The 24049-nt window shown below is 65.8% G+C and carries 20 protein-coding genes; 9 read left to right on the plus strand and 11 right to left on the minus strand.

Annotated features, from left to right (window positions below; translation table 11 throughout):
- Positions 1–4: 4 nt before the first annotated feature.
- The 3 genes from A5732_RS19600 to A5732_RS19610 form a co-directional block, all read right to left on the minus strand.
- Positions 5–2011, minus strand: a complete 2007-nt coding sequence (locus tag A5732_RS19600; protein WP_076103071.1) for a hypothetical protein — start codon at positions 2009–2011, stop codon at positions 5–7.
- A 103-nt stretch (positions 2012–2114) separates the two neighbouring features.
- On the minus strand, positions 2115–2825 hold the full coding sequence (locus A5732_RS19605) for a TetR/AcrR family transcriptional regulator (protein ID WP_065051043.1): 711 nt from the start codon (positions 2823–2825) through the stop codon (positions 2115–2117).
- Between the two features lie 134 nt (positions 2826–2959).
- Positions 2960–3631 (minus strand): TetR/AcrR family transcriptional regulator, encoded by a 672-nt coding sequence (locus A5732_RS19610; protein WP_076051200.1) that lies wholly within the window; start codon positions 3629–3631, stop codon positions 2960–2962.
- Between the two features lie 365 nt (positions 3632–3996).
- Here A5732_RS19610 and A5732_RS27375 point away from each other — a divergent pair, with 365 nt between their 5' ends.
- From A5732_RS27375 to A5732_RS19640, 7 genes are read left to right on the plus strand one after another with little or no spacing between them, the layout of a single operon-like run.
- Positions 3997–4143, plus strand: a complete 147-nt coding sequence (locus A5732_RS27375) for a hypothetical protein (RefSeq protein WP_171975055.1) — start codon at positions 3997–3999, stop codon at positions 4141–4143.
- A gap of 1 nt (position 4144) precedes the next feature.
- A complete protein-coding gene (locus tag A5732_RS19615; protein ID WP_076103072.1) occupies positions 4145–5371 on the plus strand; it encodes a PPE family protein in 1227 nt (408 codons plus the stop codon).
- Between the two features lie 55 nt (positions 5372–5426).
- Positions 5427–5999, plus strand: coding sequence for a dTDP-4-dehydrorhamnose 3,5-epimerase family protein (locus tag A5732_RS19620; RefSeq protein WP_076051202.1), 573 nt, complete (start codon positions 5427–5429; stop codon positions 5997–5999).
- Positions 5984–7567: a sugar transferase gene (locus tag A5732_RS19625; RefSeq protein WP_076103073.1), complete on the plus strand. Its 1584-nt coding sequence runs from the start codon at positions 5984–5986 to the stop codon at positions 7565–7567. The genes A5732_RS19620 and A5732_RS19625 overlap by 16 nt, the downstream gene beginning before the upstream one ends.
- 11 nt (positions 7568–7578) lie before the next feature.
- Entirely contained in the window at positions 7579–9042 is a 1464-nt protein-coding gene (locus tag A5732_RS19630; RefSeq protein ID WP_076103074.1) for an oligosaccharide flippase family protein, read from the plus strand.
- Positions 9039–10901, plus strand: coding sequence for a glycosyltransferase (locus A5732_RS19635; RefSeq protein ID WP_076103075.1), 1863 nt, complete (start codon positions 9039–9041; stop codon positions 10899–10901). Before A5732_RS19630 ends, A5732_RS19635 begins: the two co-directional genes overlap by 4 nt.
- Positions 10898–11956: a glycosyltransferase gene (locus tag A5732_RS19640; protein WP_076103076.1), complete on the plus strand. Its 1059-nt coding sequence runs from the start codon at positions 10898–10900 to the stop codon at positions 11954–11956. Before A5732_RS19635 ends, A5732_RS19640 begins: the two co-directional genes overlap by 4 nt.
- Positions 11957–11966: 10 nt before the next feature.
- On the opposite strand, the gene A5732_RS19645 is transcribed toward A5732_RS19640, so the two are convergent.
- Positions 11967–12452, minus strand: coding sequence for a glycosyltransferase (locus A5732_RS19645; RefSeq protein WP_076051207.1), 486 nt, complete (start codon positions 12450–12452; stop codon positions 11967–11969).
- Positions 12449–12904, minus strand: coding sequence for a polysaccharide biosynthesis protein (locus tag A5732_RS19650; protein ID WP_064953270.1), 456 nt, complete (start codon positions 12902–12904; stop codon positions 12449–12451). The genes A5732_RS19645 and A5732_RS19650 overlap by 4 nt, the downstream gene beginning before the upstream one ends.
- A 454-nt stretch (positions 12905–13358) precedes the next feature.
- Between A5732_RS19650 and A5732_RS19655 the strand changes: the two genes are divergently transcribed.
- Positions 13359–14480 carry a Gfo/Idh/MocA family protein gene (locus A5732_RS19655; RefSeq protein WP_076051208.1) on the plus strand — a complete coding sequence of 374 codons (1122 nt, stop codon included), beginning with the start codon at positions 13359–13361 and terminating at the stop codon, positions 14478–14480.
- The gene (locus tag A5732_RS19660) at positions 14477–15352 is read left to right on the plus strand and encodes a hypothetical protein (protein WP_076051209.1); all 876 of its coding nucleotides are present in this window, start codon (positions 14477–14479) and stop codon (positions 15350–15352) included. Before A5732_RS19655 ends, A5732_RS19660 begins: the two co-directional genes overlap by 4 nt.
- A 29-nt stretch (positions 15353–15381) precedes the next feature.
- Here A5732_RS19660 and A5732_RS19665 read toward each other — a convergent pair whose 3' ends face one another.
- The 6 genes from A5732_RS19665 to A5732_RS19690 form a co-directional block, all read right to left on the minus strand.
- Positions 15382–17097, minus strand: a complete 1716-nt coding sequence (locus A5732_RS19665; protein WP_076103077.1) for a GMC oxidoreductase — start codon at positions 17095–17097, stop codon at positions 15382–15384.
- A complete protein-coding gene (locus tag A5732_RS19670; protein ID WP_076051329.1) occupies positions 17094–18020 on the minus strand; it encodes an aldo/keto reductase in 927 nt (308 codons plus the stop codon). Before A5732_RS19670 ends, A5732_RS19665 begins: the two co-directional genes overlap by 4 nt.
- 16 nt (positions 18021–18036) lie before the next feature.
- Positions 18037–19053, minus strand: coding sequence for a glycosyltransferase family 4 protein (locus A5732_RS19675; protein ID WP_076051211.1), 1017 nt, complete (start codon positions 19051–19053; stop codon positions 18037–18039).
- Positions 19054–19129: 76 nt separating this feature from the next.
- Complete coding sequence (locus tag A5732_RS19680; protein WP_076051212.1) at positions 19130–20632, minus strand: O-antigen ligase family protein; 1503 nt, start codon at positions 20630–20632, stop codon at positions 19130–19132.
- Positions 20629–22092 carry a polysaccharide biosynthesis tyrosine autokinase gene (locus A5732_RS19685; RefSeq protein WP_076103078.1) on the minus strand — a complete coding sequence of 488 codons (1464 nt, stop codon included), beginning with the start codon at positions 22090–22092 and terminating at the stop codon, positions 20629–20631. The genes A5732_RS19680 and A5732_RS19685 overlap by 4 nt, the downstream gene beginning before the upstream one ends.
- Before the next feature lie 194 nt (positions 22093–22286).
- Positions 22287–23963, minus strand: a complete 1677-nt coding sequence (locus A5732_RS19690) for a hypothetical protein (protein WP_253189090.1) — start codon at positions 23961–23963, stop codon at positions 22287–22289.
- Between the last annotated feature and the right edge of the window lie 86 nt (positions 23964–24049).

Below are 24049 nucleotides of genomic sequence, written 5' to 3' on the forward strand. Positions count from 1 at the left end.
AACCCTATTGGCGCCGCCATGATTCGCGTCTCACGCGCCACAGGATCACCCCGGCGCCGACGATGGCCACGGCGACCCAGCCGGCGCCGAACCACCACAGCCAGTCGAGGTCGGAATGACTGCCGGATCCCGCGGCGGACGCGCCGGCGGCCAGCGGCGGATGGTCGACGGTCACCGGGTCTTGCCCGGGCACCGATACCACCGCAACACCTTTGAGTCGCTGCCAATGCTTGTTGTTGTCGCTGTTGAGCCACCTGATCAGCTCGTCGAGCTGTCCGGGCGCTCCGTTGGACGTCGCGACCAGCAGTGACCGGCCGCGGTTGAAAACCGTTTGAAGAGAGGCGAACCGCAGCACGGGGTCCAGCGTGAGCTTGGCCGGCTTGTCTCCGGGCCCTACAGCGCTGACCGTGATCGGGCCGCTGGGTCCCGCGGCCACCGGGAGCACCACGTCGGATTGGTTCCACCCGTCGGCGGAAATCAGTAGCGCGGGATCCGAGGAATCGATCGCCTGTTTGACGCTGGTGACGGTGGTGTCGATCGGGATCGAGCTGATTCGCTGCAGGCCGATCATGATGTCGAGCGCGCGCACGGTGTCGATGAACGAGTGCTCGGCGATGCCCACCTGGACGTGGGGCATCAGGGTTTGTGGCACCGATTGGAAGCCGTCCGGCACCGGCGGCGCGGCGGGACTGCTCTCAACGGTGCTGTCGCCGTTGACGTTCAGCGTGAGGAGCTGGTTTCCGGGCCCGGCGGTGTAGAAGTCGCCGCAGTGTCCGACATTGCTCGCCACATCGAGCACCAACTCAAGGTTGGTGTAGCGCTGCAGCAGCCGGTCCGGCACGTCGACCCAGTGGTCGATGGTGCCATGACCGTCGGTCGGCCAGTGGTCGATGGTCTCCGGGCCGATCGTTACTGCGATCTGGCCGACGCCGTTGTTCGACGTCGGAGTGTATGACCCCTGCAGATGCACCCGCACCGAGTGAATGGATCTACCGAATCTGGTCTGGTCCACTCCGATCGATACCCGCGGCTGCAAAGAGGTCGAGTTGGCGAAGGGCTGCCCGAGCTCGCGCAGCGAGGCCGTATTGCCGGGTAGTTGCACTTTGGGCTTGGGTGAATCCAGCGCTGCCTTGGACGACAGCGCCAGATCCGACAGGTCGCTGAACAACACGGCGGTGTCCGACTCGTCGGTGCGGTTCAGTGGGCCCGAAATCAACAGCCACGGCACGCCGGAGGAACCTTGCAGCGAAAGCCCGTTGTCCGGGCCCTCTTTCACGACGACCTGGCGTTCCAGCGACTGCGGCGGGGCCGGCGGCGAGTTCTGCCCTTCTGGCAACGGGATCACCGTGATGTCGGGGGCCTGCTTGCCGTAGTGCGCGGCGGCGGAGGTTGCGAGCCGAATTGCCGTGTCGGACTCGGCCGTCGACGGCGATTGCGGCAGGTAGATGCTCAGCTTCCGCAGCACCGGCGGCAAGAAATGCGACACCGTGGTGGGCGGCAGTTCGGTGCCGGTGTAGGTGACCGTTCCATTGGTCAGACGCAGCGGACTTTCCTGGTACAAGCAGAATCCGTCCAGCGGAACAAGGTATGCATGCACCGTCACCGTCAGCCAGTTGTCGTTCACTTCCGCACCGGCCAACGGGATGGCGATCTGTGTCTGATCGGCGGTGGGCAGGTTCAGCCTGGCAAGCGTGCGATCGCCCTGCGTCACGGTGATCATCCCCGACCGCAGATTGATCGGCAGTTCGACCGTCGTATTCAGAGCGGCGGGGGTCAGGCCATGTAGCACCGGCACGGTCAGCTGCTGGCTGCTCGTCAGCCCCCAGAATTCCAGGGTCGGGGCGGAGCCGACGTCAAGCAGTGAGAAGGTCGTCGTCGAATCCGTCGATGGGGCCGGGTCGGCCGGCGCACCCCATGATGCCGGAGCACTCATCAGCAGGAGTCCGACAACGCCGGCCAGTGCAATTGCTCGGCCGAGAGATTTCCGGTAGATCACCGGAACAGTATGCATTGTTGAATGCGCTTCAACCCCAATAACGGAATCGTCGCCGTGGCGGCCGCGAAAAGGTATCTGGCGCCACCTCTTCGAGATCGGCCACGCCGACTTTCGGGTGCTATTCGGTTTCCGATTGCGCCGCGGCCTCTTCGCGGGCAGCCCTGGCCGCCGCGTGACGCATTCCTTCGCGGCGCAGGAATTGCTCGAAGTAGGGCAGCGACGCTTCCGAGACAACGCCGGGCAGCAGCAGGTTCCATATCTGATGCAGGCGCGCGGTGGGGTCGCCGGTGATGTCGCCGATTCTGCCGTGGCTGGATATGGCATTGGCCACCAACCGGGCCCCGAAGATGGTGCCGATGATCGACGCGCTGAGCACGTCGGGGTCGATTTCGCTGCGGAGGTCGCCCTCCTTGATTGCGCGGCGTGCCTCTTGCGCCGTCTCCAACATCAGGTTCGCGAAGAAGCGCGACGCCGCCCCGTTGAATCCGCTTAACGCCGTGGCCAATTGCGCGGCCGCGCGGGCCATTCTGTCCGAGCTCAACACCTCGACAATCGTGAATGTGCCGTGCAGCAGGTTCTCCAGCCCCGGCGACGACGCCCCGCACACATTGCGGAAAGCGCTCAGAAGTGTGTCCGAGCCTTCCTCGATGATGTTTGCCGCCAACGATTCTTTCGAATCGAAGTGGTGATAAAGAGCGCCCTTGGTCATTCCCGTGCGCTCGATGATGGTGCTCCATCCAGCGGCGGCATACCCGACGTCACCGAACACTTCGATCGCGGAATCGAGGATTTTTCGGCGAGTGGCTTCAGAGCGGACTTGGCGCGCCATTGTGCACGCACCTCCGGAGTCTCATCGGATGCGCAGATCGCTCATCGGGTTTCACCTTGCTCGCAAGACGGCCCACAGTATCAGCCGCCGCCACGGCGAGCCCCCTGCGCGACAACCACCCGGTGTTGCCGACGCTAGTCGACATCCGCGGAACTGGTGTTGATGGCGAGCGCCGCACGCCGCCTGAGGAATTGGCGAAAGTATTCGGTGCGGTCCGGCTGCAGGACGCCGGTCAGGAGAAGGGACCAGCACTGCTCCAGGTCGCGCAGGAATCGTTCCGGTTCGTCCAGATTGCTGGTCTTCCGCAGGCCCATGTGCAGCGAGACCATCAAGCGGCCGATGTCCTGTGGGTCGCACTGGTCATTGATGTCGCCCTCGGCCTTGGCCTGCTCGGCGACCCTGGCCAGCGCTTTGATCCATTGATCGAACAACTTCTCCTGCAGCCCGTCGGCCAGGCCGACCGATTCCATCAGGTTCAGCCCCGACCTGACGACATCGGTCTTGATGTCCTTGATGGCTATCAGATAGGAGAAGTCGATCAGCGTCTCGAGGCCCGAGAGACCGCGCGACAGCAGCTCTTGCACGGCTTCGGCGCCGGATTCGGTCTGGCCGTCGATGATCGCGACCGCCAGCGCGTGCTTCGACTTGAAGTGGAAGTACATCGCGCCCTTGGTCAATTCGGCCTCGGCGAGGATGTCGTCGAGGCCGACGTCGTGGTACGGGCGTCGGGCGAACTGATGAGACGCGGCCCGCAGTATCTGCTGCCGGGTCGCATCGGCTCGTCCATCAGTCGAGTGGGTCGTCATCGCAATCGAGAACTCGGATTCCCCGCAGCGCGAGTTTTGACGCAAAAGTCCAGGCCGAGGCTGACGTCGCGGGCAGCGTCACCCGCCACCACGTCGACAAACGCCTTGCTCAAGCAGGGCACAACTACCTCGGTTCTTCAGGGTTTTGGAGCGAACACGCACCCCGCGTCGCTCAAAGATATCCAGTCCACTCCTGAGGTTAGCAGTCATACGGCTGTCCTGGTTGACGCGCGCGTAAATACCTGAGGTCTGGATCACACGTTCTTGTCAAACCATTGGTATGTTTTGTACGCTATTGTCAGATCGTCAGTTTGGAAACAGCCTAAAGATCGTCTCGACCGTCTGCACCGCATAAGGGGAAGCACATGTCGTTCGTCAGGGCGAACAGCTGGTCACAGGTCTCACGCGACCCCGAGACCGCAGCTGACCTGCGGTTTATCGACGCATCCCCGATCGTCTGCACCCCCTCCGCCGCCACCACCGCCTCGGCCCGCCTGACGGCCACGGTCTGAAATGATCGATTTCGGAGCGCTTCCGCCAGAGATCAACTCCATCCGGATGTACACGGGCCCCGGCCCGGTGTCGCTGATCGCCGCCGCGGTGGCCTGGGACGGCTTGGCAGCCGAACTGCATGCCGCATCGAGTTGCTACCGCACCGTCATCGCGGGGCTGACCACCCAGCGGTGGATGGGTCCGTCGTCGCTGGCGATGGCCTCCGCGTTCGCGCCGTACATGGCCTGGACGGCCGGCGCCGCCGCGCGGGCCGCGGAATCGGCCGGTCAGGCCAGGTTCGCCGTGGAGGTCTACGAAGCCGCCTTCGCGATGACCGTCCCCCCACCGGCGGTCGCCGCCAACCGGGCGCAGCTCGCAATGCTGGTCGCGACCAACTTCTTCGGTCAGAACGCGGCGGCGATCGCAGCCACCGAGGCGGAGTACGGCGAGATGTGGGCGCAGGACGCCGCGGCCATGTATGAGTACGCCGCGGGCTCGGCGGCCGCGTGCTCGGTGACCCAGTTCAACCCGGCGCCGAAGGTGACCAACGAGAGCGGGATGGCCGAGCAGGCCGCGACGGTTGGGCGGGTCACCGCGCAAAGCGAGCAAGCGAACCTCGCCCAGGTGGTGTCCAAGGTCCCCACCACGCTGCACCAGCTTTCCTCGCCGATGAAGTCCAGCGTCTCCCTCCTGACCGACACCGGCAGCGACGTCGGCACCACCCTCGGCACCGTCGGGAACACGGCCACCGACGCGGGCACGTCGTCGATCATGACGGGCCTCGCGTCGGGCATACCGGGCGCCATTCCCAGCGCTTTCTCGGCGGCGGCGACCCCGCTGTATGGGATGTCCTCCATCCTCGGCATGGCCCAGACCGCGCAGGGGCTGGCGAATGCCGCCAGCAGCGGTGCCATGGCCGCGGCGGGAACCGCGGCGTCCGGCGTCGCGAGCGCGGCCAGTTCGGGTGCGGGTGCACTCGGATCGCTCGGGTCGGGCGTGTTCGGCAGCCTCGGCAGCGCCGCCTCGCTGGGGCCGCTGGCCGTGCCGGCGAGCTGGACGAGCGTCATCCCCGCCGCCAACAGCGCCGTTTCCGCGTTGCCCGCCATCAACCTCGCGGGCGCGAATGTGCCGCCGAGCGTCATGGGTTCGCTGCCGCGCCTTGCCGCCGCGTCGGGCAAATCGCTCGGCCCCCGCTACGGCGTTATCCCGACCGTGATGACTCGCCCGCCGGCTGCCGGATACGCGTAAGCCAACGCATGAGCGCAAAGGTTTTCCAGGCCCGGTACAGGAGAAGGAGCGGTAAGTGAAGTACACGCCCACCAAGGTCGCCGGGGTGACAATCATCGATCTCGAACTTCACCGCGACCATCGCGGGTTCTCATCACGGACGTTCTGCGCCAGGGACTTCACCGATCACGGGCTGAATTTCGATGTCACGCAGACCAATATCGTCTTCAACTACACCCGGGGCACCGTGCGCGGTCTGTACCGTCAGGTGCCGCCACACGCCGAGGCCAAGCTCGTCCGCTGCACCCGCGGAGCCATCGCCGCCGTTGCGGTCGATGTCCGTCCCGACTCGCTGACCTATGGCGACCACGTGATGGTCGAATTGAGCGCCGACGACCACCGGACGCTGTACTTGCCGCCCTACGTTGCGCACGGCTTCCAGACACAGATCGACGACACCGAAGTCAGCTACCAGGTCAGCGGGGACTACGCGATGACCGACGAGCAGGGGATCCGCTGGGACGACCCCGAATTCGGCATCTCGTGGCCGATTCCGGTCACGGTCATCTCCGAGCAGGACGCGAGCTGGCCCTCACGCAAACCCAGATTGGTTCCAGTGGAGCAGGTGGCAACATGCATCAGTCGGTAATGATTCGCAACACCGTGGACATCCTGCCCAGCCGGCGACCGCTGAAGCCCTGGCCCGCCGGCATGACCGCGTTGCATCGTGGCGACACCAACGGTTCTCCGGTAACCGCGGGTCCGGCACCCTCGGCCGGTGGCAACGTGTTACGGCGCTGGCAGGATCAATATTCGCAGCATTTGCGAATCAGCGACTCGGTGATCGTCTGCGCGTCGGTGCTGCTTGCTCAGTACGTCCGGTTCGGGGAGATCGCGAACACCTCGGGCTACACAGACCCGATGATGACGCTGTTCTCCTTCCTCTTCGCGGCGCTGTGGCTGTCGGCCCTCGCGGTATTCCAGACGCGCTCGAGCCGGATCATCGGGTCGGGGATCGAGGAGTACCGGCGGATCGGCACGGCATCCTTCTGGACGTTCGGAATCATCGCGATGGTCACGCTGCTCGCGAAGGTCGATTTGGCCCGCGGCTATCTGGCCATCGCGCTTCCCGTCGGGACGCTGGCGCTGCTGGGAAGCCGCAGCGGGTGGCGCAAGCACGTCAACCGCAAGCGCGCCGAGGGCCATTGCCAGACCAGGGTTTTGGCGATCGGAGACCGCCAGGCGGTGACCCACCTCGCGCACGAACTGGCGCGCAACCCGCTGGCCGGCTGCGTCGTGGTCGGTGTCTGCATCCCCGGGTACGGTCCGGACCGCGGCAACACGCTGACGATCGCCGGGCGGGAGATCCCGATCCTGGGCGACCAGACCCACGCGGCTACCGCGATCGCCAGCTGCGGCGCGGACACGGTGGCACTGACGCAGACGGATCACTTTGGGATGCACGGGATCAGGGAGCTGATGTGGCAGCTCGAGACCATGGACGTCGACCTGGTGGTGTCTCCCGGCGTGATGGACGTGACCGCGGCGCGCTTGACGCTGCGCCTCACCGCGGGGCTGCCCCTGCTGCATGTCGACAAGCCGCAATACGAAGGGGCGCACCGCTTTCAGAAGCAGGCCTTCGACTTCGTGTTCTCGCTGGCGGCGCTGGTCGCCACCGCACCGCTTCTCATCGCCGCTGCCATCGCCATCAAGCTGACCAGCAAGGGACCCGTCTTCTACCCCTCCGAGCGGATCGGCGTCGACGGAAAACCGTTCACGATGCTGAAGTTCCGCACCATGACCGACGGAGCGGACACCCAGCTCGAGCAACTGCTGTCGCTGAACGAGAGCACCGGCGGCATGCTGTTCAAGATGCGCGACGACCCCCGGATCACGCCGGTCGGCAAGGTTCTGCGCCGGTACAGCATTGACGAGCTGCCCCAATTCATCAATGTGCTCAAGGGAGACATGAGCGTCGTGGGACCGCGGCCTCCGTTGCAACGCGAGGTCGACAAGTACGAAAGCGACGTGAGGCGGCGGTTGCTGGTCAAGCCCGGAGTCAGCGGATTGTGGCAAGTGAGCGGCCGTTCGGACCTTTCCTGGGAAGAGTCGGTGCGGCTGGATCAGTCCTACGTCGACAACTGGTCGATGTCAGGTGATCTGGTGATTATCGCCAAGACGGTGAAAGCGGTTCTCACGAGCCACGGGGCCTACTAGGCTCGCGTGCCATGACCGAGCCGACGGCACCCGATGCGATGGTGCCGTCGGTGCCGCTCACGCGGATGGCTCACGCGTTCTCGATCCAGTTGATCTGCCGGGCTCTCGGCATGCTCGCCTCGGTGGTCTCGGTAGCCATGACCGCTCGCTATCTGGGACCGGGACGCTACGGCCAGCTCTCCATCGCCGTTCTCTTCATCGCCATGTGGACCAGCCTGGCCGATCTCGGCATCGCCACGGTGATCGTGCGCCGGGTGACCTCCGGCCGCGGCGATCTGGAGCGCCTGGTGCGCATCAACAGCGGCCTGGCCCTGATCTATTGCGTCCCGCTGGCAGTGCTGGCCGCCGTCTCCGGGTTGGTCATCTATCACGACCCCGAGGTGCGAGTGATGCTCGTCGTGCTCTCGGGAGCGCTGCTGATGCAGACCGTGGTGACGCGCTTCGAACCGGTATTCCTGGCCACCGTCCGGTTCTCGGCGGTGGCCATCTCCGACGTCGCCGCCCGAACGGGGACCCTGGCCATGGTCGCCTGCCTGGTTGCAATGCGGTCGGACGTCATCTGGTTCGCCGTCGCGCAGCTGATCCCGCCTGCCGTGCAGCTGCTGATCCAGGGCGCCGCGGCGACGCGGCACATCTCGGTGCGCCCGATCTTCGCACCGCGGGAGGCGGCCGACCTGTTACGGGAAAGCCTGCCGCTGATCGGTTTTCTGGTGGTCGGTCTGCTGTACTGCCGCGCCGACGGCGTGATCCTGTCCTTGCTGAGCACGCATTCCGAAGTCGGGGTGTACGGGCTGGCGTTCACGATCGCGTTCAACACCATTGTGGTCTCGTTGATCTTTCACAAGTCGACGCTATCGACAGCCACCGAGCTGTTTTCGCGTGACGTCGCCGCGTTCGCGGCCTTTCTGCGTCGCAGCGTCGAGCTGATGTGCTTCGTGGCGGTGCCGGTCGCGGTGGTGGGCGCGCTGCTGTCGGGACCACTGATCGCGTTCTTCGGCGACAGCGAGTTCGTCGCTCGCGGCACGCCGACGCTGGCGTTGCTGTTCGTCGCGGCGGCCCTGCGATTCGTCGGCGGCACGCTCGGCCAAGGATTGGTGGCCAGTCATCATCAGCGGATCTTGTTCTGGTTGACCATGGCCACCCTGGTGCTCAACGTCGCACTCAATCTCAGCCTCGCCGGGCGGTACGGCGCGGTCGGTCCGGGCGTCGCGCTGGTGTGCACGGAGTTGTTCAACATGGTGGTCAGCACCTGGTGGTTGCGCCGTCACTGCGGCTACCGTACGCCGGTGATGTTCGTGCTGCGATTGCTGATCCCCACGGCGGCGAGTGTGGCTGTGACGCTGCTGCTTTCGGGGCACCATGTCATTGTGGTTCTGATCGCCGCCGCCGCTTCCTATCTGGCCACCAGCGCGATCGTCGGCCCGATCGGCTGGTCGAGCTTGACCTCCCTGCGCGCGAAACAGCTGGCGGCGTGAAGCGCACATCGGATCGGGCGTATCTGAAGCGCCCGATCGGCGACCCGACCAGTTTGCCCACTACGCGCTCTACGGCGGTGCTGATCGTGAACCGTCGCGGCGACGAGTCGCTGGAGCGCTGCCTGCGCAGCGTCGCCGAGCAGTTGCCCGCGCAGCCGGTCTACGTCTACGACAACTCCGGCGGCGCTGATCCCGAGCACGCCGAACTGATCGCGAAACACCCTGCGGTGCAATGGGTATCGGGGCCAGGCACCATCGGCTTCGCCGCGGCGTGCAACGCGCTGGTGGACCACGCGCCCGTCGACGCAGACCTGCTGGTGCTCGATCCCGATGCCCGCCTGCTCGGTCCGCTCACCCGCACCCTGGAGTTGCTTCGCCAGCCCCAGGTCGCTGCGGTCGCGCCGCTGGTGCGTGACCATACCGCACCCGGTCGGACACCACGTGGCATCGCAACCCGGTGCCCGACAACGGTTTTGAGCACCGACTGCCTGGCGATCAACCGCGCGGCCTGGAACGCCATCGGCGGCTTCGACGAAGAATTCTTCGGCTACGGCGAGGCCGCCGACTGGCAGGCCCGGGCCCGCGCGGCGGGCTGGAGCGTGCTGCTGGCCGACGAACTCGGCGCCGAACGCGCCCCGGCGCCGCCCGATGAGGGCGACGCGCGGCGCGATCGGGACTTGCAGCGGGCCGGCACCGCGCTGCTGCTCGAGCATCAAAAAGGTGTGCACCTTGCCGACACGTATCTGGCCGCCACCACCCTGCTCGACCGGTTGCGACGGCCACAGCGCGACGCACGCAGGGCCGCACGAAGCCGACGCTCGAACCTGCCGACGATCGTGATCACCACCAACCGCCTGGTCTACGGTGGCGCCGAGCGGCAAAAGGCCTTGCTGGCAACGGAATTAGTCCGCCGCGGCTTCCCGGTCACCATCGTCTGCGTTCAGCGGCTCGGCCCGCTGATTTCGGAGATCCCGGATGCCGTGCGCGTCGTGCGCCAGCCCTGGTGGGCGCCGATCGTCGACATCACCAAGGGCCCGGCGGTGGTTGTCACCGGCGACACCAACACTGAGGTCGGATTCGGCAGTTTGTGGCGCGCGGCCGGTCGAAACCGGCGCTGGCTGGTTGCGCCGCACGTCCCGCCAGAGGAGGGCCGGCCCATCTACTCGCGGCCATTGACCGCGGCGATGCGGCGTGCTGACGGCTTTATCGTATTGGCACAAAGACATTGGGATATGTTGATCGCACAGCATCGGCTCCGGGGAAGGCGATTCATCGCACCCAACGGCGTCGCCGACATCGGCGAGCCGAGCCCTCGGCATCGGAATGCCGCCGAGCCGCTGCACCTGGTGATGCTCTCACGCATCGTCGAGCACAAGAACCCCCATCTGCTGATCGAGGCGCTGAGCGAGCTCGACGGGATACCTTGGCGGTTATCGATTTTCGGTGACGGACCCGATCGGGAAAGACTGCAGGCAGCGACGCCCGCCGGCCTGGGCGAGCGCGTCCAGTGGCGCGGATGGTCGGCGGGGCCCGGACCGGCACTGGCCGATGCGGATCTGCTGTGCGTGCCGAGCCGCTCCGAGGCCTTCCCGGTGGTGATTCTCGAGGCGATGTCGCGAGCCATACCGGTTGCGGCGTCGGCGGTTTGCGCTGTCCCGGAGATGCTGGATTTCGGCAGGGCCGGATTCCTGGTCGAGCCCGTGTCGGTCTCGGGCTGGCGAGAACAGCTGTCCCGAATCCTGGCGGACCCGGGTGCGCTGCCGTCGATGGGACGACGTGGCTACGAGCGCATGCGCAAGCACTACACGGTCGAGGCAATGGCCGATGCCTACCTCGATGCGATCGGGGCCGTGCTGTGAATTCGCCCCGGGTACTTTGGCTTTCGCCGTGGACACGACCCGCGGTACGCGTGCAGGCCGAAGCCCTGCTGCGCCACGGCGCCGACGTGCTGCTGGTGACCTCCGACCAGCACCCGGAGTCCGATGCCGCACGCGATTACGAATTGGTGCTCGACCCGCGATTCCGCACCGCCGCAACGTGGCTCCCGACGTGCAAGGCCTGGCGCCGCATCCGCGAATACCGGCCCGACGTCGTGATAGCCGAACTGGTCCGAGATCCCCGCTGGATCGCGCTGGCCGGACGAGTCCCCCGCATCCAGGTGGTGCACGACGATCGGCCACACGATCCCGACGAACTGACGCCGGCCTACGAACGTGCGGTCTTCGACCGCTGGGGCGCCCGTTCGGCGGCCACCGTCACCTACAGCGACTACGTCGCGGCCGCCGTCACCGCGCGCCGCGACATAGCCGGAACGCCAGTGCATGTCGTCCCACTGGCCAGCGACCTCGACCTGGAGCGGCTCCCACCGTTCGTGGGTCCTGAAGGACGCCGTGATTTCGTGATGTTCGGCCGCCTCAACCCGTACAAGAACGCCGAGGTGGTGCTGGAGGCCTGGCAGCGACATGTGCTCGGGGGCGGCTGGCGCGGAGACAACCTGGTGCTCATCGGCGGCGGGTCACTGGATGCGACCGCCCTGCCCAAGCACACGCGCTGGCGCAACGGCAGCTTCCGCTACGCCGATGTCATCCCGGCGCTGGCCGCCGCGAAAGGTTCGATCGCCCACTATCGGCGTGCTTCACAAAGCGGCGTGCAGGTGCTCTCCATGCAATTGGGCGTCATGCCGATCGTGTCCACCGCCGGCGCGCTACCCGAGTACCAGCCGCCGGGTTGTCCCCCCGTCGGTATCGACGACGTTGCCGGGCTCGCCGCCGCGTTCGACGCCCTGGCCGACCCGAATGTCGCGGCGGCGCAAGGAGCCGAGGCCGCGCGCCACTACGCGCAGCGATGCTCCGTCGACCTGGTCGCGGACCGCTTGCTGGAGGTCATCGCACAAGTGACGGCCGGTCGGCGCTGACCGGAAACGCTCAGGCCAGCCCACGCCAGAACGTCTCCAGCCATCCGGTCAGCTCGCGGGCCCGTCCCAGCGCATCGGGCGGTGCCACCCGAGACCGCGTCGCCGCGATCGCCGCCGGAAGCTCCTCCGTCTCCCGGACCACGGTGGCCAGGCCGCCAGCCTCCAGCTTCTCGGCGAACGGCAGCTGGTGCTCGTCGACGTGCTCGCCGAGCCGCGAGCGACGGGGCACCATCACCGGATGCTTGCCCTGCTCGATGCACAGCAAGGCCGATCCGGCGCCGGCGTGGGTGATGGCCACCGACGCGGACCGTATCTGTTCACAAACGTCCCCGAAGGACAGGAAGCGCTCGAACCGGGCGTGCCGCGGCTCGTAGCCGCAAGTGCCGAGCTGCACGAAAAAGTCCTCCCCCGCCGTGCCGGCCCGGGCCAGCTCGTCGACCGCGCGCGCCAGCCGGTCGAACGGATGCACCTCCATCCCCATGATCACGAAGATCACACGATCCTCCCGTGATATTCCGTGCGGGGAATGCGGTCGACCAATTCGGGCCATTGCACCAGAAACCGGGAGGCGAAAGGCTTTACCATCCGGGCGGTGAGGGACAGCTCGGTGATGCGGGTGATCGACTCCACGAAGACGGTGGGAATCCGCAGCAGCCAGGCCAGCCAGAGGAAGGGGGCGGCCACACCCGATCCGGTGGTCAGTATCATCGCGGGCCGGTGGCGGATCAGCAGCCGCAGCGCCAGCACCAGATTGCGCAGTAGGTTGGGGACATTACGCACGGTGGGGTGCGCCGCCCAGTGAATCTCCTTCTCGTCGCGCAGCAGGTACCGGGCGTCGGCGGTTGGAAAACTCACCCAAAACCGATCCTTGTCCTGCCAGAACTCCCGCAGGCAAAACATTTCGTAGATATGCCCGCCGGAGGACGCAATGAGGAGCAGGCGGCCCATGTCCTCCCTCATCTCAGGCGCTCGCGACCAAACTCGGCCGCACGACAACAGCTTTCGCTCCCGCCCTCGGAGCGCGGGGCGCGGCGGCAGCTCAATGGTAATGAACCCGGCCTCGCCTCAATTGCGTTCTGGCAGATACCAACGAAACTTGCCGCCCCCAGGGCGACGGCAACGAGATCGACGAGATCGCCGAAATCAACAACCCACCGATGCTAACGTCATCACCGTTGCGTTGAGCGCCCCTAATGCAGGCGATCTCACTGCGTACGAGGACAGGGATGCCCGTATGTCTTGATAGGCGTCGGCGCAGCAATCGACTGCGCGGCGGCCGTGCTGCGTCCGCGCACCGGGCGCCGACATCTCAGCAACTCCGAATCCCTCCTGCCCCTGTGGCTCGACACGTTCGCCGCACACGTCGCCGCGGGACTCGAACGAAGCGTGAAAGGCGCACACAATGATTCGAACGGCCCTGGTCGGCCTCGGAAAAATGGGCCTGTCGCATCTTGCGATCCTGCGGACGCACCCGGACCTCGACGTGGTGGGTATCTGTGATTCGGCCGGCTATGTGCGCGATGTCCTGTCCAAATACACCGGCCTGAACTGCTACGACGACTTCGATCGGATGCTGGCGGCCACCAACGCCGACGCGGTTGTGGTCGCCGTCCCGTCGAGGCTGCATGCACCGATTGTCGAGAAGGCGCTGACGGCTGGGGCACACGTCTTCTGCGAGAAGCCGTTCGTGCTCGATGTGAAGGACGGCGAGCGCCTGGTGGCCCTGGCGGAGAGGCGTCGGCTCGTTACCCAGGTCGGCTATCACTGCCGCTTCATCGGTTCTTTCCAGGAGGCGGCGCGGATCGTTGCTTCCGGCGCACTGGGGCGCATCCACCACGTGCGCGCCGAAGCGTACGGCCCGGTGGTGCTCCGGGAGAAGGGAAGCACCTGGCGCGGCGTGAAGGCCGAGGGTGGCGGCGCCCTTTACGACTACGCTTGCCACGCCATCGATCTGATGAACTTCGTGGCCGGCGTGCCGCATTCGGTCGACGGGGTCGTGCGCCACAGCGTTTTCTCGCGCGACGTCGACGACGAGGTCTACTGCACCATGCGTTATTCCGACGGCGCGACCGGACAGCTGTGCGTGAACTGGAGCGACGAAAGCTTCCGCAAGATGTCGACGAAGGTTTCGGTGTGGGGAACCAACGGCCGCATCACCGCCGACCGCCAGGAGTGCCAGATCTACCTTCGTGAGGCACACCCCCAGCTCCCCGAGCTCGCCAAGGGCTGGACCATCCGATACACGACCGACCTGACCGAGGGGGTTTGGTATTACCTTCGCGGCGAGGAGTATTCGGCGCAGATCGACTACTTCGCGGACAGCGTGAAGCAAAACCGGATGGACGGCGAGAACACGTTTCGCTCTGCGCTCGACGTCGATCGAGTGGTCGACATGATCACCGGCGGCACGGGCAGCACGGTCTCCGTTCCGCCGCAGGGGGCGGTGAACGGATCCCCGCGCGGCGCATTCCGGCGTGAGATCCTCGCGCGCATCAAAAGACTCGCAACCTCGAAGGCGTCGTGACCATGGACCGTGTGCTTTTCGGTGACAACCAGTTCTTCGGCGTCAATCACATGTCCGAGGACAAGGCACGGGCACAGGCGATACGCTTCCAGCATCTCCCCGCTGTGCTCGCGACGCTGGACGACGCCTATCGGGAAGGCATCCGCACGTTCGTCTGCACCACCCATGACCGCGTTGGTGAAATCTGTGATCACTTCCGCGCCAACCGTACCGAATACCCCGACTACGTCTTCTACCCGTGCATGCCGTACGCGCACAAATACGCCAATGCCGTGACCGAGTTCGGAATCGTCGAGGCGCTCCGAAAGTTCTTGCCCGACAACGGGGCCGTCAAATCGATGGTCAAGGGCGGCGTCGCGATCGCAAGCAAGGACGTCGAGCCCTTGATGCAGCTGTTGGTCGATGCCGAGATGAAGATGTTCACCGGAATGTCGACGCCCATCATCTTCATCCAGAACGTGGTCACCGACCTGCTGCTCGGGCTCGGCATGGACGAGGCCTTCCGGCTGTTCTCCGACCACGTCAGGCTCAAATACACCGCCGAGCCGGGCTTCATCACGATGAACCTGCCCAGGCTCCTCGATGCGCTCGATAGGCAAGGCATCGAAAACCCGATCGTCTGCGCCAATTTCAATAAGATCGGCTTCCGGATGTGCGGGGGCGTCGAGCTTTACGAGAAAACCATCCGCGAACGCCAGTGCCGACTGATCGCGATGTCCGTCCTCGCCTCGGGCGCGATCCCGCCGCGCGAGGCGATCGAGTACGTCTGCCGCCAACCGCAGATCCAGTCGATCGTGTTCGGCGCGTCCAGCCGCGCCAACATCCAGCAGACGAAGTCCCTCATCGACGACTTGTGGCAAACGGCGACGTGATTCCTGCGCCAGGCGTGCGCCATGCCCGGTCAGTGCCTGTTCGCGTGGGTCCCGAATTCGGGAGGGCCACTTGCCTTTCGAGCGTTCGCAAGGCGCCGGGCAAGCCGTACCCCTAACGCGATCCCGACGAGCGTCGGGTTGGCCTGACTAGACGTCGGTAGCACCGACGTGCTCGCGACGTGCAGCCCGCGGACCCCGTGCACCTGCAGCTGCGGATCCACGACGCCGTCCCGCGGCGAGGTCGACATCCTGGTGGTTCCCGCCTGATGGAAGCCGGTCCGTTGCGCCATGAACGCACGCACCGAGGCCTCGACGTCGTCGGTCAGCCACTCCACGTAGCCCACACCGTGGCGACGCAGGTGCTCGTCGATCGCGACGATGGCCTTGCGCACGCTCTGGTAATCGGCCTCGGAGAAGTGCATGTGGGTGCGAATCCGCCTCATGCCCAGAGCATCCCGCTCGTCAGTCAGCTCGACGCGACTTTCCCAGTGCGGAAGATGCTCACCGTGGTACTGGAGCAGGTAGCGGTTGTCGGCGCTCTTGATGAAAAATCCCGGCGCCTTCCTGCCCTTGCGAAGAAACCGGGCGTAGCAGAACGCAATCGCGAACCCGATCGAGGGGATCAGGTCTAGCACAATGTTGCGCAGGTGCGCGACGATTCGCGGCGACCCGTCCGTCTTGGTGTGCGCCTCACGAATGGCCCCGGCGAGTAGGAATCGGCCTACTGGCGAGATGAGGGTCAGAAAGACGCCAGACAGAATCCCGCTCCCGTGGCTCGGGTCGCTGATCGGCGGATTCACCAACCAGACTGCGGCGTTCGGCATTCCGCATTCGCGCAGCAGCTGCGGATCGAAGGTGAAACGCCGGCGAACGTACACACCGTCGTTGTCCCGTTCGTACGCGTAGCGGACTTCGTCGGTGGTGAATTGCACGCGCGCCACCCGACTCTCGACGTGAGCCATGTACCACCGACCCAGGTGCCCGCCCGCATTTCCCAGCCCTCCGGGATGATGGCGGTCCGACGCCAGCAGCAGCCGGGTGGCCTCCAAACCACCGGTTGCGATGATGTAGTCCGCCGCGACGACTCTCCCCCGCCGGCCGTCAAGCGTCTTGACCACGAGGTGATCGACGCAGTCACCGGCCTGCGCCGTCACGATTTCGGTGCAGGTGAGACCGGTCCACAGCGTGAGACCGGAAGTGTCCCGCAATGCCGTGCGGTATTCGCGACCGAAACGCGTTGGCAGGGCCCAACGCTCCAGGTCGGTGGTGCGCACCTTCTCGTCGGGCAGTCCACCGATCATGTCTCGGTGCGCGATTTCGGGGATATCGCGCGCGTTGAATGCCGCCCGGCCGCAGGCCGCCCAGTCGCAGGCCCGTTGGAGATACGGCTCGACGTCGTCATGCCCGATGGGCCACGGCGCCTGCGCGGTGATGGGTCGAGCCTCGAAATCGATGGGATCGAACTTGACACAGCGCCCGCCCCAGAGTGCCGAGGTTCCTCCGACCTGCCGGCGGACGGTGAGCTCACTGCGGGAGTGGAAATAGTCATCCTGGCGAGAATCGAACGTCGACAACTCCTGCGCCGCCCTGTCCACGCGCTCAAGACCACTTTCGATCAGCGCCACCTGCACGCCCGTCGCCGCCAGCTCGAGCGCTGTCGCGATGCCGATCGGGCCGGCCCCGACGATCGCCACGTCGGTCTCGATCGTCATGTCGGGCGCGAAGTCCGCCACGCCGCGGATCACGCGGCAGCTCCCTCTCGAAACTCCTTGACAAGAGCGAGGAACCGGGAGACGGTCTCCGCGTCCGGCGGCGACGAGACGGCCGACGCCGCCGCGGTGACCCGTTGCGGCCTGGTGCTGCTGTAAAGGATCGCTGGGCAACCCGTTGCGGCGGCGGATGATCCGAGGATCAGCGTGGAAAGCGCGCCGGGAGCAAGCGGATCGGTCTGCAGGGCCTCGCGCCAGCGTCCGGCCAAAGCCCGGTCGGTCTGCAGCGCTCCCGCAAGTTTTCGGTACGGCCCGCTCAGTACGCCGAAGGCCAGGTCGGCGGACCGCGGTGCCGGATTGAGGAGATCGCTGCGAAGCTGACTTACCCCTTGGGGCGCGAAGGTCCGAGCAAAATCCACGTCGAGCCCCTCATCCTGCGAGACGCCCCAGGCGCGAATCTTGCCCTGCCGGCGGGCGCGTTCGAAGAATTCGCGGAGTTCGTCGAAGGCCACCATGTCGCCGGGCCGCGGGGCGTGGACGAACAAGATGTCGACATAGTCGACACCGAGCGCCGCGAGGCTCTGGTCGAGGCTGCGCGCCGCGATGGCCGCGTCGTACCAGCGGGCGGTCAGCGACGGTGCGTGGCGCCGCTTCACGGTGCGGCGGAGCGTGGGCGTTTTCCGGAGCAAAGCTCGTGCCGGGCCTTGGAATCGAGCCAGGCGGCGCGCCGCGCCGCCCACATCGAGGCCGAACTTGGTAGCGATCGTCACGGTCTCACGCTCGACCGAGCGCAGGAACACCCCCAACTCTGCCTCTGCCCTACCCAGGCCGTACATCCGCGCGGTGTCGAAATGGGTGATGCCACCGGCCAATGCGGCGGCCAGCACGGCCATCCGCTCTTTCCGGGAGGGCGACTGCATCAAGGAGCCGCATCCGAAACCGATTGCACTGACCGTCAATTGCGGTCCCTGGAGCTCAACTCGCCGCAATGCCACAGCCCTCGTAGATCTGGCGCAGTTGCGCATCGATGACCCCGGGGCTCCGGGTGGCGGCGACGTGCTCCTGCCCGCGCCGCCCGTCACGCTCAGCCAGCTCGGGGTCGCGCAGGTACCGCCCGATCGCTGCCGCCAATGCGGGCACGTCGCCGACCGGAACGAGCATGCTCGGGTCGGGTGCAATCTGGGCGGTGCCGCCGACAGGAGTCGCCACAAACGGTCGCGCACCGGCGAGGGCCTCGGTCAGGATCATCGGCATGCCCTCGGCAAAGGACGGGAGCACAACCACGCGTACCGACCGGAGCAGCTCGCGCACGTTATCGGGATGTACCGGGTCTTCGACGGTCAGCCGTTCTATGCGGGGCGGAACGTAGTCGTCGATGGGACCGACTATGCGACAACGCCCTTCGATGCCCTCGGCGAGAAGTAATTGCCAGGCCGCAACGAGCCGGTCGACACCTTTGCGCCGACCGATGGTGCCCGCGAAAAGCGCCACCGGCGGCGTCGAGCCGGCGCCGGGAGCATCTCGATCGATCGCGATCGGGTTGGCCACGACGGTCACCGCCACCGTGGGCGCCACTTCGGCAACGACCACACGCGCTTCCTCTGACAGGACGACCACGTGGTCCGCGTGCTTCAACGTGGAAACCACAAAGCGGGGATGCGCTCGGGCGAACTCGGGAAAGTCGGAGCCGTGCAGGGTGACGATCACTCGGAGGCCGCGCGCTCTGGCCAGCCGGATCAACGAACCTTCCCGCAACCACGCTCCGCCATTGGACATATGGAAGTGAGCGATGCTCGTGCGAGCGCGCCCCGCCAGAACAAGGCCCGCGCGCGCCGTGAGAATAAGGCTCTTCAGGTGCTGGTGCGGGCCTGCCCATGTCGAAAGGACGCGGATATCGTCGGCGCCAATCCCGTTGTCGCGGATGGTCCGGATCACGGACTGAGTCCCGCCGACGCTGTACATGTCGGGCCCCACGTGTGTTACCGCGATCATGTTCGATCCGCTGCGAAGTCGCACACCCGCAAGTTCCAGATGGGCGTGGGCAAGAAGACGGTCAGCACGAGCGCGATCAGCTGGACGTAGCGGTGCCGGCATCGGCATGAGCGGTCGGCCCGGGCGTAGGAGTCGACGCGGGGTCGACGACGGCCGGGCTCTGATCACCGCTCCTGCGCCGCAGGCCGGCGAAACCCATTGCGGCACCCAACGCCAGGCCCAATCCCAGTGCGTCCATCGGCATCTCCGGCAACGGCCACACGGCAGATATCGCCAGGAGACCGGCGGCGACCGCCGCGCTGATTTTCGCCGGTCCCGGCGCACATCGCAGCGCCAATATGACCGGCGTGAGCGCGAATAGCGCGAACACCGCCATGCCCAAGGCCCCGGCCTTGGCCAACCACCAGAGGTAGAAGTTGTGGGAATAGGCGGGATACAGGTAGAGATGGAACTCGTCGTCCCCGGTAGGCGGTTGATACACGTAGCCGAGCCCGTGGCCGAACACCGGGGCGGCAGCGATGGTCTCCTTGAGCAGGTTGATTTCGCGCAGTCGTTCCAGCGCCGAATCATCCACCGCCAGTGCGCTTGACGTCACCCCGCCCAGCACGCGCTGATTGAAGGCGGCGTACTGATCGCTGAGCCATGCCCCGGTCTTCGAGCGTTGCAACAAAAACAGCGATCCCGGCACCGTCGCGGCGATCACGGCCACGCCGACCGCGGCCGCCGCGACCGTGCGCCGCACCGCTACCCAGCTCAAGCTCCCGACTAGAGCTACGCCGGCCGCCACCCCCATCGAGATCAGCGTGTTGCGGGAGAAGGACAACAGCGAAATGCTCAGCGCCGGTGGGCCCAACGCGAGATACATTGCGGGCCTGACGCGCCCGACGATCGGGGCGGCGACCAGCGCGGACAAAATGGCGGTGGCCGGCGTCTGCGTGGACAGGATGATTCGAACGGCCTGGCCGGCGCCCGTGGTCCCTTCCAGACTTTCCGACCGGCCGGCCAGCCGGATGGCAAACAGCGAGCTGACAATCGCCATACCCGCCGAAAACCACAGGATCGCGATCATCACCCGGATCGAGAATTTGACGTGGCCGCCGTAGACGACAAGTAGTGCCAACACGAAACCGATGGCCATCTCGATCATGGTGGACGATTCACGCATCACCACGAGGGCAGCGTGTCCCGTTTCGAATCCGGTGATGGTCGACCACGCCACCGTGAGCACCAAAAGCCCCGGCAACACGAAATCGTACGGTCGCGGTCGCACGGATGGGATCAGATAGCAGATGGCAAGCAACGCAGCCACGTGATACGCGTAGATCGTCACGGGGCCAAAGACTTTTCCGACGTGCAATCCCTCTGGCAGCGCCGCGAAGGCCCCGAACAGCGTGACCGCCACCATCCCTTCGGGCTTCACCCAGTACACGACCACGCAGAACAACGCGGCAGTCAGCAGCACCCCCTCGGTGGTTCGGCGCACCGAGAGCACGCCGAACACGAAGCACCCGAAGACGAAGATCGCGAGCAGAGTTCCGTCCACTGCCAGGCGATGACGAGCCCGCAGGTACAGGTTCACGCCGACCCGCTGGCCTTTGACCGGTAGGCGCGGTCGGCCGCCCTGATGTGCAACGACTGCCGCGCGTCGATGAGTACGGTGCCGACAACGTGCGCCCCCGCCGAGCGCAGGGCGGTCAGCGCGTCCTTGAGTTCGTCGGCGGTGGTACGCCGCGCCCGCACCACTACCACCGTCGCATTGACGGCGCCGGCCAACAGGCCGGCATCAGCCGTGGCGAGGACCGGCGGGCCGTCGACGACGATCCGATCAAAGCGTGACGACAGCTCTTGGAAGACTCGGTCGATCACTTCCGGCAAATAGGCGCTGGCAGGCAAACTTTCGCGGCGCGCGGACCTGGACGCCAGAATGAACAGCCTTGAGATCGGCGTCGGCTTCACGGCTTCGCTGGCGATGTCGGGATTGGCCAACGCGTTGCCCAGCCCCTCGCCTGATTCGACCCTCAGCAATCCGGCGAGCACATGTCGGCGGCTGTCGCCTTCGACAAGCAGTGTGTCTTCACCCATTTCGGCGAGGGCGAGCGCAAGGTTCATCGCTGTCGTTGTCGCGCCTTCGCCGCCGAACGGCCCGGTCACCAGCACCCGGCGGCCGTCCGGCCCTATCGCCCTGAGCAACCGGGTGCGCAGGCCGCGCACGGCATCGTCGGATGCGGTGTCGGTGCCGAACCGCGGAACGCTGCCCCGCTTTCCGGGCAGCTCCGCTAAAGTCGGCAGCCCCGAGACGCCTTCGAGCTTCTCGCGGGTGCGGATGGTGCGATCACCGGCCTCGCGGGTCAGCGCGACCGCGATAGCAAGGAGCAACCCGGCGATGAACCCGATCGCCATGTTTCGCATCGGCACCGGCGAAACCGGAACTCTCGGTACGCGGGGCGGCTCGACCACTGTCGCCCGGGCCGCCGGTATCGGCTTGCCCGTGGACTGCGCAGAGACCGGCACGTCCGGGGGCTGTCCCGACGGCGGGGCTGTCTCAACACCCTCGGTCCGCGGTCCAGCGGTCACCGCTTGGCCGGCACCGGTCGCACCCGCAGCCGGACTGAGCGTGGGAAGGATCGCGCTGAACTGATTGGCCATCGCACCCGCCAGCGCGGCGGCGCGCGCCGGATCGGTGTCTTTGACGCTGATCGTGAAGAGCACGGATTTCGGAGTGTATTTCACTTGGGTTTGACTCAGCAGATCGTCGGCGCTGGTCGGAAGCTGGAGCTGGCGTATTGCGCGCTCGGCCACGATGTGTCCGCCCGCGATTTGGGCATACGACGACAACCGTTCTTGTGCAGCCTCCGTGCCGCTGTATAGCTCATTCAAATCGGTCGCACCCGAGAACGAGATGAGGACCGTGGCCGAAGACTGGTAATGCTTCGTCTGCAACGCCGTAACGAACGCGGCGCCGATCGTGCAGGCCAGCAGCGCGGTGATCGCGAGCTTCCAGTGCGCGCCGAGTATCCGGACGAAGGTACGGAAATCCATCGGCTAATAACCTTTCTAAAAGCTCATGACGCGAATAGCGTCATACAGATTTCCCAGCACCGGCCACGCATATCCACTGCAGATTATGCAGCATCATCACCCGGGCATTGCCGAAATCGCAGTGCTGCGGTGCGGGCAGGTTTTCAGCGGTAAGCCAGGACCGGCAAGCGAAGTGGCATTCCCGCTGTGGAGTATCAGGGTGCAGTCGGCGCATCGCGCGGCAGGTCGAGCGTCGCCAATGGGTAGCATCCAGAGCCGTCGCGACCGCCGCGGGCCAGCCGCATGGGCGGATAGTTCACCACATGCGACGCGCCCGGCTTGTGCTGTTGCCATTCCACCGCGGCGCACAGCGTGTAGTGCCCCGGCGCCAAGCCCGCCAAGTCGACGTGAACGGACTCGGTGGATGCGGTCGGGACGGGGTCCTTACGGGAGCCGTCTCCGAGTTGTCCTTGGATTAACGACTTCAGCGTCACCGTCGCCGGAAGCGAACGGACCACCGCCCCCGAGAAATCGACCAACCGGTAGCCCGGGACCCAGTTCTCCGTTGCCGCGGCGGCGCCGAAATTCGTCCAGGTGACCGTCAGCGTCGCCTTGCCGTCGCTCACCGATTGCGACCCCTGCCCCGCCTCGACCGAATACCGGTATCCGGCGACGACGTTGGCGTGGGCCCACAGCAGGTATAACGCGCGGTCCATCGGCGTGGTGGCATCCACGGCCGGGAAGTTGTAACTCGATGTCATCGACACGTGGTACTTGACCACGTCGTCCAGGCCCTTTTCGTAATAGGTCCGCGGATCGGTGCCGTCGGGCAGCTGGCACCATTCGGTGATCACCAGGGCCGAGGCCATCCGGCTTCTCAACGCGCTGACCAGTGGATCCTTCGACTGCACATAGTGCGAGCCGTCCTTCTCCGCCCATGCGGGAAGCGGTGCCTGGACCCCGAGGCAATCCGCGCGGATGCCCACTGGTGCAGACAGTTTCTTCGTGACATCGTCGGCGATCAGTTGACGGACAATCTCCGGGTTCAGCGCCGTCGTCACCAACTGTGTATGCGGGAAGGCGTTTACAGTCGCCGCGACCAGCTGCCGGATCGATTCGGCAGTGATGCTCTGGTCGCGAAACTGGCTGTAATACCCGAGTTTGGCGACGCTCTCGTCGGGTGCGGGTCCCGGCGCACCCAGCGTGTCGCGCAGATACGAGATGTGATTCTCGCTGAAGTCGCCGTAACCGGAGAACTCAAAAACGCTCAGCCGCTCGTCGCCGTCGTAGCGGCGGCCCAGCGCGCTCAAGAGCTGACCGAAAGCATTCAGGTAGTTCGGATCATTCCAGTTCGGAACGACCTGTGTCACTCCGGCGGTCCACCAATAGCGTTGCGGACCGGTGTAATTGGTAGCCGCCGGGCGCATCCAGTCAGGCATGGCGATGTTGGTGTTGTTCGCATAGGTGTTGTCGCAACAGGAGTTGTAGGCGACAACACGCAGGGTCAGCCGCATGTTGCGACTGGCCAGCTTGGCCAGGGCGTCATCGATCACGCTGAAGTCGAACCTGCGATCGTCAGGAGCGTCCGGTGGCAGGGTGCTCGGGTCGGTGGGCTGCAACTGTCGCCACGGCACGCGCAGGCTGGCGTCAAACGACCCCGGCCACGCCGGATAGCCATGCTGCGCGCGATTGCCTTGCGGGAACAGCGGTTGCAAGAGATCTTCATACTGACCGCGCAGCGGATTCGATACGTCCTGTACCGACAGCGGTATGGCCGGACTGCCAATCGTGGTCAGCGGCGAAGGGTCACTGCCACGACCGCATCCGCTCAGCACCAGCGCCAGGCACACGCCAACGATAAGGATGTCCCGTTTTCGATTTGTCCGGACCATGATGTCTTTCGCTAAACCACGTTGGGCGACAACGGCTCGCGGTAGGCGAGGAACGACATCGGCATGCACCGGCCGGAATGCACCGT

Source organism: Mycobacterium colombiense, from assembly GCF_001953985.1.
GTDB lineage: Bacteria > Actinomycetota > Actinomycetes > Mycobacteriales > Mycobacteriaceae > Mycobacterium > Mycobacterium colombiense_B.